Here is a 15338-nt window from a genome sequence, read left to right on the forward strand (position 1 = left end):
TTTGTAACGCAAGGATTTATTGTCTGGGGTTAGGGTACATTTTTATGCGCTTACTTATGGAGCAGATCATTTGGGAGGATTATGAAAATTAGTTAATGCAAGAAAAATTTTAAATGAAGAAAGCAACCCCTCCGCTATTTTCAGCGTGAGGGCCCCGTTAATTGTCAATTGCAGTACTTTTTTTGGTTCGTTCCGCCAATTCAGTTATTGACTTAATGTCTTGATCAGTTAATAGATCTAGAAAATACTTGCGTATTGCCTTTGAGACAATGGGAAGGGCTTCATCCAAGGCGGACTTTCCGGCGGAAGTAATAATGACTTGCACACCACGTTCTGTGTCTAGTGGTTTCCTCAGAACTAGACCTCTTTTTTCCATACGCGTTAGATGATGAGATAATCGGCTCTTATCCCAGTCCATCGAGTCAGCTAGTTCCTGTTGGCGAAGTTTACCATCTCCAAATTGGACTAAACGGTCTAATACTCCAAAATCACCTTCTGATAGTCCTGTATATTCAGACATTTCCTTTACAACGCGACCGAAGACTCGTTTAAAGGAGCCTTTCCACGTATTCCATATTCGCATTTCGTCTTCGTTTAGTTCGTTAATATCCATGCGAATATAATACCATGGTTGACACGTCAACCACAAGATGTTACAGTTTGTTTTGTGAGTTGACATATCAACCAAAGAGATGAAATTATCTTTAGGTTGATATGTCAACCTACGAAGATTATAAAGATTTGCAAAGAAGCAAAGGAAGGAGAAAAAACGGATGAAAAAGCGGCTCGAGTTCGTTGACTTTAAACGCAGACCCTGCCAATTCGCATCGTGAAATGTTCGGCGCCGTTTATAGTCCGTCTAAAACCGCTCTCAATGCGATTACACTTGCTTTCGCAATCAGAACTTGAGTCCACAAGCATTAAGGTCAACGCTGTATGCCCGGGCTTCATCGATAAGGCGTAACGCCTGCCCTACAAATATAAGGAGTGTGTTATTAAATGGAATATGTGAAACTGGGACAAAGCGGTTTGGATGTTTCGAAATTAAGTCTTGGAACCATGAGCTTCGGCGTACCTGAACGCGGCAATACCCCATGGTCATTGAATGAAGAGGACAGTAGACCGATCATTAAAGAAGCAATCGAAATGGGCATTAATTTTTTTAGTACTGCTAATATGTATTCTGACGGAACAAGTGAAGAAATTCTTGGACGTGCATTAAAGGATTTCGCCAGTCGTGATGAAACCGTCATCGCTACAAAGGTATTTGTTCCGATGCGCAAAGGTCCGAATGCAATGGGGCTTTCCCGTAAAGCCATCATGAATGAAATTGATAACAGTCTAAAACGGCTTGGAACAGACTACGTCGATTTGTACCAGATCCATAGGTGGGATCCTAATACACCAATTGAGGAGACAATGGAGGCTCTTCACGATTTAGTTAAGTCGGGAAAGGTTAGATATATCGGAGCATCTTCCATGTTGGCATGGCAATTTGCCAAAGCGCAGCATGTCGCGGAGCGCAATGGCTGGACACGTTTCGTTTCCATGGAAAATAGACTTAACTTGCTTTATCGTGAAGAAGAAAGAGAAATGCTCCCCCTTTGCAAAGATGAGGGGGTTGGTATCACTCCTTACCTACCTTTGGCGGCAGGACGGTTAACCCGGGAGTGGAATGAGCAGACCTCGCGATCCGAGAATGACCAAATAGCAAAAGCGTTGTTTATTAAAACGGAAGAAGCTGATCGCAAAGTTGCAGAAAGAGTTGCGGAAGTTGCAGCTAACCGAGGGATCCCGCGCGCACAAGTTGCTCTTGCATGGTTGCTGCAAAAGGAAGAGGTCACAGCACCAATAATCGGTTCGACCAAAATCAGCCATCTCGAAGATGCGGTTTCAGCGTTATCGGTTAAATTAACGCCTGAAGAAATTACCCGTTTAGAAGAACTTTATATACCACATGCATTAGTATAAATTGGACACATATCTTTTACTAAGATACCGTTCTGTATCGACATCCTCACGAACATCGATTCTATAAGCTAAAACTTTTGTAATAAACTCTTCTTGGGTGCGATCCTTGAAGAGTTTATTCGCTTTTTCGATGTGACAAGCAGTTGAAAACATTTGAGAGCCGACTAAAAAAAGGTAAACCTGGTTTCAGGCATACCTTATAGGCAAAATGGCGGGGAACTTTCTGGAATAACCCCTAATCTATTGAACTTAGATTGAATGATCGATAGCGCAAAAAATACGGCTTTATCCAACGCAAAAAGCGAAAGATTTCGAACCTGTGCTGAAACGGATTTTGGATGAGTTCAGCCTTCAGATTACGAATTGTTTGTCCGAAAGCGATAAACAGCAGTTTGCGGACCTGCTGAAAAAAATTTACGACAGCAAACAGGGTTAGATGATCAAGGTCATAGCTACTGACACGGATATTGCCGGAAAAGAATGGCTCATAACCACGATCGGGTACCTGGAACTTGCCGGGCAATCGGGATCAGGTTCTCGGCTATGTTACTCGCAGCCGCGATTTGCCTGACCGTACCTGCTTGTCGGCATGTTTCCGGCTTGCTTGAACGGGTCTGTATAAAAACTGGGTTCGATCCGTTATACCAGATTGGGTTTGTAGGTATACTCCGCTTCTTTTAATTCCCTTTACATAGCAGCAGTTGATTCAGCTACATTGTTTTTCTTTGTAAGTGGCTTTTTCCTCAATGTTCGATCATATAAATAAGGTTTTCCGTGATATTCCCATGCATTCTTTTGCTTCTCCTTTTTATGTACATCAACTTTTATCTCCAAATTAGCAACATTACTCTGGAATTCAGAAGCAATTCGTTTACACCATTTTAATCCACTTTCTTCAGAGGCACTAAAATGAACGCGTAAAAGAAACCCATTAACCGTTAATTCAAACTTATATAAATTCATATTATGTAATCCTTTCTAAGTGGGAATATAATCTAGAACAAAACACTATAACTACATAATAACAGGAACATACGTTCTGTAAAAGTGGTATTTATATTAGCACTTAATTATTGAAGGTAGGAGCATTACTATTTTTCATACTTATAAACACTTTGGAGGTCGATGGGTTGGGTTGGGTTGATGGTCAGACGAGAAGTGGACTAGATTGTGTGAGGGAATAACGGGTTTTTGCTTTTGAAAAATCATTATGTATTTATCATGCGTTTATATTGATTCTATAGCACAGATGCTTACGATTAGGTGTAGTCTTTTGTTTTATTGTAAACGCTATGTCTATAATAATTTAATACGAGGGGAGGAGAAGTCGATTCGGTATCTATACGAGTTTATACAGCATCAGGACGACCTACCCATGAAGCTCTTTGTAAACAGCGTGAAACATGTTGATTTTCATTGGCATAAGGAAGTTGAAATTGTGTATGTCCTTCAAGGCTCAATCATCATGTATTTGGATCAAAAGCAGTACACGCTTCATGAAGATGATGTAATCGTGGTCAATAGCATGTCTGTCCATAAGATTGAACGGACCAATCAAGACAATGTACTTCTGACATTGCAGTTCGGTCCAGAATTGCTGAACACTAATGCGTCTATCTCCTGTAATTCTGCTCTGAATAATGATGGGGATAAATTACGTTTAACTAGCATCAAACAAAACCTCGCTCAAATGGTATGGGAGATCAACAAAAAAACGAAGGGTTATCGAAGCTACACGATAGGCAGACTGCAGATGTTATGTGGATGCCTTTTGCGATATTTTTCCGATGGGACAAATCTGGATGCAGAGGAGAGCAGCAAGGAGTACGATTATAAAAGACTGAACAGGGTCCTTGCGTACATTGACAGCCACTACAGTGAGAAGATTACGCTACAAGACATGGCTGCTTATGAGCATTTGAGCTTGCATTATTTCTCCCATTTTTTTACCGATAAAATCGGAATCCCCTTCCAAAAATACTTAACGCTCATTCGCTTGGAGAAATCCCAGGCACAACTGGCAGGGAGTGAGAAAAAAATTTCGGAAATCGCGCTGGATTGTGGTTTCGCCAATGTAAAGCTGTTCAACAAATACTTCAAAGAAAAGTACGGCTGCACGCCCGGCTCCTACCGCGAAGCTTCGCTCGCGCCAGAATCACCCAATACGAACCAGAACCGAAAGCCCAAAACATACGAGGAATCTTCAAGCGGGGATTATTATGAGATGGACACGTTAAACGCGATGGGATCATTGTATCGGTATCTGGACGAGAAATCGGAAACGCAGCAGGTGCCGCTTCCACCAACGAAAGCCTTGATGGAAGAGCAACATCATATCGAGATACGGAAAGACCACACTACAGTTCTTTATGAGAAACACTGGAATATTACCATGACTGCCGGCAGAGCAGCAGAAGGTTTGCGCGAAGATTGGCGGAGGCAGTTGGCCGAATTGAGGGCGCGAATTCCGTTTCGTTACATCCGGTTTCATGGCATATTCAATGATGAGATGATGGTGTACAGCGAGAATGAGGATGGAACACCAGTCTACAACTGGTCTTACGTGGACAAGCTCTATGATTTCCTTCTGGATCAGGGGATCCGGCCATTTGTGGAGTTAAGTTTCATGCCGAGTCTACTTGCGAGGTCCAATGAAACGATATTTCAGTGGAAAGGGAATATCAGTCCTCCGTCCGATCCCGCCCGATGGGAAGCACTTGTCAGTGAATTTATTCGCCATTGTTTGAATCGATATGGAGCGCAAGAAGTGAAGAAGTGGTATTTCGAAGTGTGGAACGAGCCTGACCTGGCAGGAGTCTGTTGGGCAGGGAGCAAGGAAGAATACTTTGCTTTTTATGAATCCACCGTTTGTGCGATCAAATCGGTGTTGATCGAACTGAAAGCAGGAGGCCCTGCCATGGGTTACGGCTCCCTCTGGAACGATACTTGGACTGAAGAGTTTTTGGCATATTGCCAAAAACGTGAAGTGCCCCTAGACTTCTTTTCGTTCCATATTTATTCGGAGTATCCGAAACTTAAAATTGATGAAGATCGTCTGACGAAGATTATGCCGCCTTCTTTTTATAAGGAAAGCATTGAACGTTTACGGGGAAAAATGAATGCGTCATCGTATGGCCATGTTGAGCTTCATGTGACGGAGTGGAATTTTTCACTGTATGACCGAAACTTGCTGCACGATACGATGTTTATGGCTCCTTTTGTTATCTACCAAACCATGAATACGCTCGGCGACGTAAAGGCGATGGCTTTCTGGTCCTTTACTGACGTATTCGAAGAAAGCATCGTTCCTGCTTCTCCGTTCTATGGAGGTTTTGGTCTGATCAATCGTGACGGGCTGAAAAAGCCGGCGTATTATGCGTTTGAGCTAATGCAAAAGCTGGGGGACGAGCTGCTTGTAAAGGGAAACGGTTATGTCGGAACTCGAAAAAGTGACGGAAGCATACAGTTCCTGTTCTATCACTACGTACATGTAGATCAGCTGTTTGCGAGTGGAGATTGGTCGGAATTATCTAGTTCATCGCGTTATGACGTGTTTGAGGAAAAAGGAATCAAGGCATTTGAACTTTCGTTACATATGCTTTCAGGAACGTATAAATGCACCAGTTATCGACTGGATCGGGAGCACGGATCGGTATTTGACGAGTGGATCCGTATGGGTTCACCAGATTCTTTAACAGCCGAAGAGATCTCCTATTTAAACGGCAGAAGCGGTCCGGTAATCCGGTCAGAAATCGTGCAGGGTGAACATTGGTACAAAGAAATTTTGCTCCCGCCGCATGGTATAACGCTGCTTACCCTCGATCGGCAGTACTAAATGATTGTGTAATCTTCAACTGAAGGCATCCTTTCCGAAAGGGAGGGGTGTTTTTTGTTGTTTAATTCCAGCTGAAGCAGACAAGATAGAACTAAAGGCATGAAGAGGACAAAAAACGAACCAAGATGCGGCAAGTTACAACAAGAAAGCGTTAACATGAAACTTTATACTATGGTTATAGCAGCTAAGAGGAAAGTAGGGGGAGTTTGGATGAAGCGTTTTATGAAATGGATGACAGAATCGTTTGCGCCCAGATTGGAGGCGTTTACGAACAATATTTGGGTTTCGTCGATTCAAGAAGCGATCATGGTCGCTATTCCGATGATTTTTATCGGTTCGATCATTACATTAATTTCGATTTTGCAGGATTTCATTCCGGGAATGCCGGACCTGACACCCATAACGACATTCAGTTTTGGTTTGTTGGGTCTGTTTATTGCTTTTTTGACGCCGTATGTAGTCATGGAAAAAAAGGATCGCCACAAAATTAAGCTGCTTGCGGGGATGTCAGGGGTCTCCCTGTTCGTTATGCTTCTTAATCCGAGCGTGAATGAAGATGGAACCATTCAGTTCATCCTTGAACGATTTGGTCCTTCCGGTATGATCACGGCGCTTTTGGTGGGGGTATTTGTTGCACTTGTCATGAATGTATGCAATAAATTCTCGTTTTTCAAAAAAGGATCATCTCTTCCCGAGTTCATCATGGATTGGTTCGACTTTCTCGTCCCTATTGCTTTGGTGTTAACTTCTGGATGGCTGCTCGTATACCAGCTTCATTTCGATATCTTTGCACTGATCGTAAGCGTGTTCGAACCCATCAATGCGATGGGGCAAAGCCTGACTGGGTTTGTATTGTTTAACTTCATCGGTGTTGTGCTCTATTCCTTCGGCGTAAGTCCATGGGTCATGACACCGATCTGGTACGCCATATGGATACCCGCAATCGAAGAGAATGCTGCTCTCGTCGCAGCAGGACAAGATCCAGTCAATATCAATACTTTCGAAACCTTCTTCTCCGGCTGGCTTGGTATTGGGGGAATGGGTGCAACCTTGCCACTTGTTGTCTGGTTCCTGCTAGCAAGATCGAAAAAATTAAAGTCTGTCGGCAAGGCGACTATTATCCCTTCCTTGTTCAATATTAACGAGCCAGTCGTGTACGGAGCACCGATTGCTTTTAATCCGCTGCTCATGGTACCGATGTGGATCAACGGACTCATCACGCCGATTATTGTGTATTTGGCGTTAGATATGGGTTTTGCAAGAATTCCGAGCCAAATCTTTCAATTGTGGTATACGCCAATCGGACTGTCAACCTACATTATGTCCGGCGTCAACGGACTCATTTTGCTGGCGGTAATCCTGCTGATTGTATTCGTTGTCTGGTTCCCGTTTTTCAAACTATATGACGCTCAAGAACTGAAAAAGGAACAGGAACAAAACTGATTAAAAAGGATGGATTGACATGAACAAATCGATTAATGAATTGCTGACGGAAATGACTCTTAGCGAAAAAGCCTCAATCTGCGCGGGATTAAATATGTGGATGACCAAAGGAATTGAGCGGTTAAATATCCCGCCCGTTCATATGTATGACGGAACTAACGGGATTCGTAAAACGAACAGTGACGAAGAAATGGGAATTACGACAGAGAATGTTCCCGCGACCTGTTACCCAACGGGTTCTGCGATAGGCTCCTCTTGGAATACGGATTTGTTGTATGAGGTTGGAGTCGCGCTAGGTCGTGAATCGAAGGCCATGGATGTCGAGTTACTGCTCGGACCGGGAGTCAACATGAAAAGAACACCGCTTGGCGGAAGAAATTTTGAGTACTATTCGGAAGATCCATGTTTGACAGGTGAACTTGGTGCATCATTCATCAACGGTATCCAAAGCGAGGGGGTGGGAGCTTCACTCAAACACTTTGCTGGTAACAATCAGGAGTTTGAGAAAATGGTAACCAGTTCGGAAATAGACGAGCGGACACTGCGCGAGATTTACCTTAGTGCTTTTGAACGTATCATCAAAAAATCTGATCCATGGACGGTTATGTGTTCCTATAACTTGTTGAATGGAACGTATACAAGCGAGAATGAACATCTGCTGAATGACATTTTGAGAGAAGAATGGGGTTACGAAGGTGTTGTTCTGTCCGACTGGACTGCCGTTAATGACCGGATTCGCGGCCTGAAGGCTGGACTTGATCTTGAAATGCCGGGTCCTGCTCATTACAATACCAAAGCGATCGTGGAAGCCATTCAGAACGGGACTCTTTCCGAAGAACAGCTGAATCGGAGTGTTGCCCGCATTTTGAAGCTGGTCGAGCGGGTGACGAGCAACCAAGCCACAGACTCTTCCGGAGATCAAAACTATCATGCCCTTGCACGTAAAGCGGCAGCCGAAAGTATTGTCCTTCTAAAAAACGAAAACGCGATTCTTCCGCTGCAGCCGGATTCGATCTCGTCGATTGCTGTAATTGGACGGTTTGCCAAGAAACCTAGGATTCAGGGGGCGGGCAGTGCAAAGGTAACCCCTACTAGAGTCGACATTCCTTGGGATGAAATAAAGGAGCTGGCCGGAGGCTCGGTAACATTGGGTTACGCTGAAGGTTACCCGGAGGATGACTCCATTCAGGAAGACTTGATTAAGGAAAGTGTATCTTTGGCCATGAATTCCGACGTGGCAGTCCTGTTCGTTGGCCAACCGGAATATGCCGAATCGGAGATGCGCGATCTGAAGAGCATCGATCTTCCGGAGCATCAAGTGAAGTTAATTCAGGCGGTTGCAGCGGTTCAGCCTAAGTGCATCGTGGTAACAAGCAGTGGCTCCGCTCTTGTCATGCGTCCATGGGTTCAGCTTGTACCTGGTGTTGTTCATTCTTGGTTGTCGGGCCAAGGGATGGGGAGAGCCATCGCAGAAGTATTGTTTGGACAGGAGAACCCTTCAGGCAAATTATCCGAGACCTTCCCAGTGAAGTTGTCGGATAACCCGTCCCATATGCGGATTCGGGGAGAAAACGGCAAACTGTATTATCGCGAAGGCCTATTTGTAGGCTACCGATATTACGACCGTAAAGAACTTGCACCACAATTCCCGTTCGGTCATGGTTTGTCCTACACTTCGTTTTCATATACGGACCTCGAAGTAGCTCAAGTGGAGAAAGGGGTTACGGTGTCCTTTCAACTGAAAAACACGGGCAAGCAAAAAGGGAAGGAAGTTGTTCAATTATACGTGCATGATGAGGAATGCAATTGGACCCGTCCAGAGAAGGAATTAAAAGCTTTTGCCAAAATCGAGCTTGAGCCAGGCGAAAAACGCAGAATCGTCTTCGAGCTTGAAGAGAGAGACTTCTCATACTACAACACCAAGTATAACCGTTGGGTTGCAGAGAGTGGATTTTTCCAAATCGCACTGGGTAGCTCATCCCGAGACATTCGGATCACCGAACGTTTGCATTGCAACTTCGGAAAGGAAGAAGTCACGTTCCACAAGTTCAGCTTGCTCAGCGAATGGTTGAGCGATTCCGTGGCAAAAAAAGTGTTAGAAGAGTGCCTGGATGAAATGAACGAGCATGTAACGGACAAGGTGTATCTAAACGAAGAATTCGTTGGATTCTGGGAGGACTTCCCTGTGGTGAAATTGTTCCAGATGTTTGGGCAAAATTGGATGATTGATCGGTCGCCTGACGAGGTGATTCAAGAACTTATTGATCGTGTTGAGAAGGCACGGTAATCTTACTTCCTTTAAAAACCATCTTTTTATAGATAGTTTTTTTCTTTAACACTTCGTATGGTTAGTAAACTGCTTCTCTCGTTTCACTGTGTCCTTCATCTTTCTTTTTGCGACAAGTATACACAAAAACAGGAGGGAAGCTGAAGGGCACAAATTGAATTTTCTCAATATCGAATAAGTCAGCTAATCGTTTCTTCATATGAAGTGAGTACTGGTACAAAACTAGTGTGCCTCCAGGTCGGAGCGCTGTATGAATCTGTGACAGGATGTTTTGTCTCATTTCTCTGGAAAAATTAAAAAAGGGCAGTCCGCAAATGATGCTATCCAACTGATGGATATGTTCTTGATTGATCCTTTTCAAAAGATAGGATGCATTCGAATGGAACATGAATTCAGGATATGTTTTCTTCAGATTACTTCTCATTTTGGGGTCTCTTTCAAATAAAAACACGGATGCGGATTTCGGTAATTCTGCTTTCATTAGACGTGTGACGGCACCTGTTCCTGGCCCCAGCTCAGCAATGATTCTAACCTCATCCCATCGTACACACTGGACGATTTTACGGGCTAGAAATTTGGAACTGGGCAGGAGACTGCCTACTCGTTTGGGGTTCCTCAGAAATCCTTGCAGGAAAAGAAACGGTTCGGATGTTTTCATCGCGGTATCCTCCATGGTTGCATTCAATGATATTCTCTTGTTGATATAGAAATCATAATGAAAAAAACTAAGGAATTAATAAGCATAATTCTGAAGAAAATCTAAAGATTACATTAGCAAAGCGATACTACTACGTTCAAGACAAAAAGCCTTGCCAATTTATCATGGGAAGAGAGCCGTGCATGCCGGTGTGAAGGAGAGCTCTAATTGATTACCAATATTGAGGATAACGCAACGAACAGAAACGGCCTGCGTCTAATAGGTGGTTGGAAAAATATGAAAGGAGTGGAATGCGAAAGATGACAGCATTATTTTCACATAAGCCCGAAGGATACGAATGTCCATTTTGTTGTGTTTGGGGGATCGAACGCCCCAATCAGGGAACAAAAGAAAGGGATATCATCTATCAGAATGAAAAGGTAACTGCATTTATAGCGAGCAAATGGTGGCCAAAAAATAAAGGACATGTTCTTGTTATTCCGAATCAACATTTCGAGAACATCTTTTACCTCCCTGCGGATTACGCTGTTGAAATTCACCGCGCGGCTCAACTTACAGCATTTGCAATGAAAAGTACATATGGATGTGAAGGGATTTCTACGCGGCAACATAATGAGCCTGCTGGCAATCAAGACGTGTGGCATTATCATCTCCATGTTTACCCTAGATATATGAATGATCAACTTTATCTGTCAAAGGGTTCTCCATCTGATCTAGATGAACGCGCTTTTTATGCAGATAAGCTGCGTTCTTGGATAAAGGAAAACATTTAAGATCTAGCAGGCGAATGATAACTCTAGTCGGAAATGAATCTGAGATTACGTGGGCCCTACAAGAGAAAAATAAGGTTCTTTCATTAAGCTAACAGGAAACGATATCTCAATAAAACTAATGAGTAGTCTGCAATTCTGCAGGCTGCTCATTTGATAAAAAAAAACGATGTATGACTTCGCTCCTGGAGAGGGGCTAGGCATACATCGTTAAAATGGGGGGGGGAACTCCAGCCTGCATATGCTACTCTAGAATGTATTTGGCAATGGTTTCACTCATCTGGATATAGAATGTATTTGCATCGTGAAAACGAACATCGGCTTGGTGAAAAAGTGCGTCATCGATTACAAAAGAGTTTTTTATTTTTAGTGTGTTAGAGTCCAGAATATAGTAGGCGGCTTTCTTAGGCTCCGGTTTAGATGAATCATACCAAGCTTGTGTTTTGTCGACGGCTCCGAAGACAATGCTCTGATCATTTAGTCGTTGTAACAGTCCTTGTGCAGGTAAATCAGTAAACGTCTTGGTCGCAATCAATTGATTGTTAGTATTGTACAGACTAAGCTTATTTTTCTCTTGAATCAGATAATTATTTCCTAAGGATACGTACAAAGAATCGTACATATTATGCGCATACGTTGTACCGAAAACGGCATTCTGTGCTGGCTTAGGCAATGGTCTGATCCATTTGTGTTCCCCGTTAGGCTTATAGCCGTGCAAGGTTTCCACTTCCATCTTTGCATCGTAGATGGGAACAATCACAGTTCCGCCACTTAGAACTTCAAAGTCAGCATGCACAATATTGACGTGATCCTGCGGTTGGACAGCGGAAATAATCTTCTTTCCTGTAGGAATGGAGTAAATATCAATTGTCGTCGTGTTTCTCGGAGCATCAGAATTTAACAAACCGACGTAGTTCCCCTGAATATGTCTTACGTGGCCAGGAAACTCCCTTTTGATAAGCGGCTTGCCTTCCTTTGTATAAAGAGTAATCACACTGGTGTCTTTTGTGAAAGTAATCACGGCTATGCGCCCATCTTCTAGGATATTGAATTGAAAGTGCTCTTTGAATGTTTTGACCCATCGTGGCTTGTTATTTGAATCCAGAGAGATCAACTGGTATACCTTCTTGTTACCGGAATTTACCTCATCGAAGTAGTAGACGTTACCGCTCTGATCTATTTCAAACGAATTGTAGGGCATAGGCGATTTATGAATCCACTTCTGTTTTCCAGTTTTGTCGTCTATCGCTAGTAAGGAGTGTACGGATTTAGTTTTGCCGGTAGAGCGATCTGACTGATACAAGAATGTATATGCAGTTTGAGAGTTAGTCTGTTCTGATACGATCGGGTAGAAGATATTTCCTGTGAAATAATAGTTCTTACTATGTATTTGGGTTGTCGTATCGGTAGGTACGTCATAGGTCCACTCTGGCTTTGGAAGTTGCTTGTAATCAGAAGCAGATACTGAAGTGGCGATGGGGACTAAGGAAATAGTAATGAACGTTGTTAGAGTAGTGATTAGAAAAGTACGTTTGGTGATCCTTTTCATGATATGAGTTCCTCCTAGTCTCGATGTAATGGTCGATATTCTTCTAAAAATGGGATGATCTTGTCTGGTTTATAGCTTGTCGCCACATCAATGGGAGATGTACCTCTTAAATTTGTGACATGGATATTAGTTCCGCGATCTATGAAGTACCCAATATCTACTGGTTCTTTGCCTGGCACCACCTGTTTGGAATGGTTCCATAATAAAGCTAAAATCTTAAGCGAAAACTATAAACTCAACAATGTTTTTTTTACATTCCTCCTTTCTTTTGGTAAAATCAACCTTTCAATTATAACATATAATGTACATGCTTCCCCAATCCGGAACAAAAAGTAGTGATGATTAAAAAGAGGAGGGCAATGCAAAATGGAGTTCAAATTTGGGAACGTTTCTATTCTTCTCCCCCCTTTACACATTACAATTATCGGAATCATTATTTTTTTCTTTTTAGTAAGGTGGAGCAAGCACTTAGAAACAAGACGTTTTACAGTTTTCTTTTACTTTTTGATCAGTACTTCCATTATTCCAATTTATTCTCGTTATACAACAGAAGGTGTCTTTCAGCTGTGGATTCCCTTAGGATTTATAGTGATCTTTCTGTACTTGTTTCGCAGCAAAAGATATCATCCATCTAAAATGAAAGCGAGTATTTTAGGGCTTTCCGTAGCAATATACCAGTTAATTCTTCAATATGTCGGATAGATTTTGATATTTCTCCTCCACTATTAAGGCTCAAAAAGCGATTCTGTAGCAATAATTCATACATTTTAATGGAATGGAGTGGTTGGTTGGATAATTTCCGAATTGTGTATATATGCACTGAAGAGAAAAGGCATGCACTATTCTGTGTATGCTTGTCGCAGGACAAGAACATTATTACATTCAAAGTCCCTATTTTAGGGGCTTTTTTTGATTTGAGGAACTAAGTTCATATCCAAAGATGAGCACAGTTACAAGGTAGAATTAGAAAATTGTAAGGTAGATAAAGCAAAACCCCGCCGTCTGAATCGACAGGTAACGGGGTTTTTATTATTATGAATCTGATTTACGGACTTCGATCTGAAATTGATCAGAATATGATTTGAGGTTCCCTGCAAGGCTGGCGAGCTGGCCGGATATGTTCGACAATTCGTTGGCCGATCGCTGCTGCTCCACAGCACTTGCAGTGACTTCTTCGGCCATGGCTGAAGTTTCCTCGGTTGCGGAAGCAATATAGCTCAAGTGCTGCTCCACTTCCTGACGAATAGAGTGCATATCCACCGTACGGCTTTCCAAACGTTGAGCCAGCTCATGCACTTCGTTCGATAAACGGCTAACCTGTCTGAACGTCTGGAGGCAATCAGCGATCTGTTCTTCCTGCTCCTTGACCGCCACCATATTCGCATCAAAATGACTGCCCATACGATGTATCTCTTGAACAAATGAACTCAGGATTTCATCAATCTCCTGAATCGAACGTTCGGATTGCTGAGCGAGCTGTCCCATTTCACCAGCAACGACCGCAAAGCCTTTTCCCGCTTCGCCAGCGCGGGCTGCCTCGATTGAAGCATTCAGCGATAGAATTTGAGTTTGTTTTAAAATGTTGTGTATTTGTCCGCTAATGGAGGAAGCGAGTTCCGATTGAGTCGTCAGTGAACTGGAAATTTCCTGCTGATGCTCAACACGCTTCGCATTCTCGCGGCTCTTTTCAAGCAGAACCTCATGTTCATGTGTAACTTGTACTTGCACGGCAGATAACTGCTCTGAAGTATGGGTAAACTGTTGCACATATGAACCTACTTCATCCATTATTTTGCCGAGACTCTCTGAGTGCTGGACGGATTGTTCTGTCTCTTCGGCCTGTTTCGTAGACCCTATGGCAATTTCTTCGATCGCTCTGGAAAGTTCTTCGGTCTGACGCAGGTTCGTTTGAGCCGTTTCCGCAATATTTTTCGAGGAATGCTGCAAGGTATTGGATCCTTGCTGTATTCCCAACAGAATGTTCGTCAATTGGGCAACCATGACATTAATCAAATCACTGATGTCACCGAGCTGATCGTTTGTCATATGTTTGGACACGACTTTGAGATTCCCATCAGCAACCTGTTCGAGGCTTGACTTAATATCGCGCACTTGTCCGAGAATGCCCCTTACTACGAATAGCATCATAACCAAAGATAGAACGAGTACAACCACAAAAATCGGGATAATGGTCCGATAAGCATTATTCAAGGATGTCTCGGAGACTTGGTTCACTGCTGCAGCAGAAATATCAATGCCCAGATAGCCAATAATAGTACCTTGCGAATCCTTGATTGGTGTAAAGGAGGACAATAGCTGTCCCCAGGTTGGATCATCTACAATGCCCGTTGTGACGACTTCACCACTTAACAAGCGTTCCTGAATCTGGGGTTTGAATTCCATTGCAGTCCCGTAAGGGCTGTATTCCTTATCGTCCCAATCTGCTCCATCCACGGTGTAGATCCACCCGTCTGAAGTTTTGTTATACATATAAACGTATAAGGCTCCCGATTGAAGCCTAACTTTAACGAGTTCGTCTCTAAGACTTTTGTATTCGTTGCTCTCCTCTGAAGCAGTAGAGGATAAAGTCGTGATTAATTCCGATTCCTGACCTAGTTGAGAGGCAGTATTCACTGCCAGCTGCTGATTGTTATGCTGCATGGTCATTAATGATGCATTTTCACTAGAGTCGATAGTGGTCCACATGATTAGACCGCCCATGGCCAGCAGCGGAACCAGAATGATCAAATACAGTTTGAACCTTAAATCCATCTTTTTTTTGCGAGTCTGTCTCACGTTCTGTTCCCCCTTGGAAGTAATAAATA

General features: G+C 43.0%; 10 protein-coding genes. 5 read left to right on the forward strand and 5 right to left on the reverse strand.

The features are described 5' to 3' along the window. Positions 1–157: 157 nt before the first annotated feature. On the reverse strand, positions 158–613 hold the full coding sequence (locus HW560_RS20760; protein ID WP_090898990.1) for a MarR family winged helix-turn-helix transcriptional regulator: 456 nt from the start codon (positions 611–613) through the stop codon (positions 158–160). Positions 614–999: 386 nt separating this feature from the next. Between HW560_RS20760 and HW560_RS20765 the strand changes: the two genes are divergently transcribed. Beyond that, entirely contained in the window at positions 1000–1971 is a 972-nt protein-coding gene (locus HW560_RS20765) for an aldo/keto reductase (protein ID WP_090898987.1), read from the forward strand. 687 nt (positions 1972–2658) lie between these two features. Here HW560_RS20765 and HW560_RS20770 read toward each other — a convergent pair. Beyond that, positions 2659–2934, reverse strand: a complete 276-nt coding sequence (locus HW560_RS20770; RefSeq protein ID WP_090898984.1) for a hypothetical protein — start codon at positions 2932–2934, stop codon at positions 2659–2661. Between the two features lie 412 nt (positions 2935–3346). Between HW560_RS20770 and HW560_RS20775 the strand changes: the two genes are divergently transcribed. From HW560_RS20775 to HW560_RS20785, 3 genes are all read left to right on the forward strand, one after another. Next, complete coding sequence (locus tag HW560_RS20775) at positions 3347–5806, forward strand: GH39 family glycosyl hydrolase (RefSeq protein WP_257031389.1); 2460 nt, start codon at positions 3347–3349, stop codon at positions 5804–5806. Positions 5807–6016: 210 nt separating this feature from the next. After that, positions 6017–7249, forward strand: coding sequence for a PTS sugar transporter subunit IIC (locus HW560_RS20780; RefSeq protein WP_090898979.1), 1233 nt, complete (start codon positions 6017–6019; stop codon positions 7247–7249). A gap of 19 nt (positions 7250–7268) precedes the next feature. Next, entirely contained in the window at positions 7269–9536 is a 2268-nt protein-coding gene (locus HW560_RS20785) for a beta-glucosidase family protein (RefSeq protein ID WP_179264549.1), read from the forward strand. 61 nt (positions 9537–9597) lie between these two features. Here HW560_RS20785 and HW560_RS20790 read toward each other — a convergent pair whose 3' ends face one another. Then, positions 9598–10194 (reverse strand): class I SAM-dependent methyltransferase, encoded by a 597-nt coding sequence (locus HW560_RS20790; protein ID WP_090898973.1) that lies wholly within the window; start codon positions 10192–10194, stop codon positions 9598–9600. A gap of 299 nt (positions 10195–10493) precedes the next feature. On the opposite strand from HW560_RS20790, the gene HW560_RS20795 reads away from it, so the two are divergent. Beyond that, complete coding sequence (locus tag HW560_RS20795; RefSeq protein ID WP_179264551.1) at positions 10494–10967, forward strand: HIT family protein; 474 nt, start codon at positions 10494–10496, stop codon at positions 10965–10967. 241 nt (positions 10968–11208) lie between these two features. Here the strand turns inward: HW560_RS20795 and HW560_RS20800 are convergent, their stop codons facing one another. Then, entirely contained in the window at positions 11209–12513 is a 1305-nt protein-coding gene (locus tag HW560_RS20800; RefSeq protein WP_179264553.1) for a hypothetical protein, read from the reverse strand. A 1032-nt stretch (positions 12514–13545) separates the two neighbouring features. Next, a complete protein-coding gene (locus tag HW560_RS20805; protein WP_090898964.1) occupies positions 13546–15309 on the reverse strand; it encodes a methyl-accepting chemotaxis protein in 1764 nt (587 codons plus the stop codon). Positions 15310–15338: the final 29 nt, after the last annotated feature.

The sequence above is a fragment of the Paenibacillus sp. E222 genome (assembly GCF_013401555.1).
Taxonomy (GTDB): domain Bacteria; phylum Bacillota; class Bacilli; order Paenibacillales; family Paenibacillaceae; genus Paenibacillus.

Bases quoted from the DNA above. Each gene is read 5' to 3' on its own strand.
- HW560_RS20795 (WP_179264551.1), top strand. From the start codon at position 10,494: ATGACAGCATTATTTTCACATAAGCCCGAAGGATACGAATGTCCATTT.
- HW560_RS20765 (WP_090898987.1), top strand. From the start codon at position 1,000: ATGGAATATGTGAAACTGGGACAAAGCGGTTTGGATGTTTCGAAATTA.
- HW560_RS20760 (WP_090898990.1), bottom strand. From the start codon at position 613: ATGGATATTAACGAACTAAACGAAGACGAAATGCGAATATGGAATACG.
- HW560_RS20770 (WP_090898984.1), bottom strand. From the start codon at position 2,934: ATGAATTTATATAAGTTTGAATTAACGGTTAATGGGTTTCTTTTACGC.
- HW560_RS20800 (WP_179264553.1), bottom strand. From the start codon at position 12,513: ATGAAAAGGATCACCAAACGTACTTTTCTAATCACTACTCTAACAACG.
- HW560_RS20790 (WP_090898973.1), bottom strand. From the start codon at position 10,194: ATGAAAACATCCGAACCGTTTCTTTTCCTGCAAGGATTTCTGAGGAAC.
- HW560_RS20780 (WP_090898979.1), top strand. From the start codon at position 6,017: ATGAAGCGTTTTATGAAATGGATGACAGAATCGTTTGCGCCCAGATTG.
- HW560_RS20775 (WP_257031389.1), top strand. From the start codon at position 3,347: ATGAAGCTCTTTGTAAACAGCGTGAAACATGTTGATTTTCATTGGCAT.
- HW560_RS20785 (WP_179264549.1), top strand. From the start codon at position 7,269: ATGAACAAATCGATTAATGAATTGCTGACGGAAATGACTCTTAGCGAA.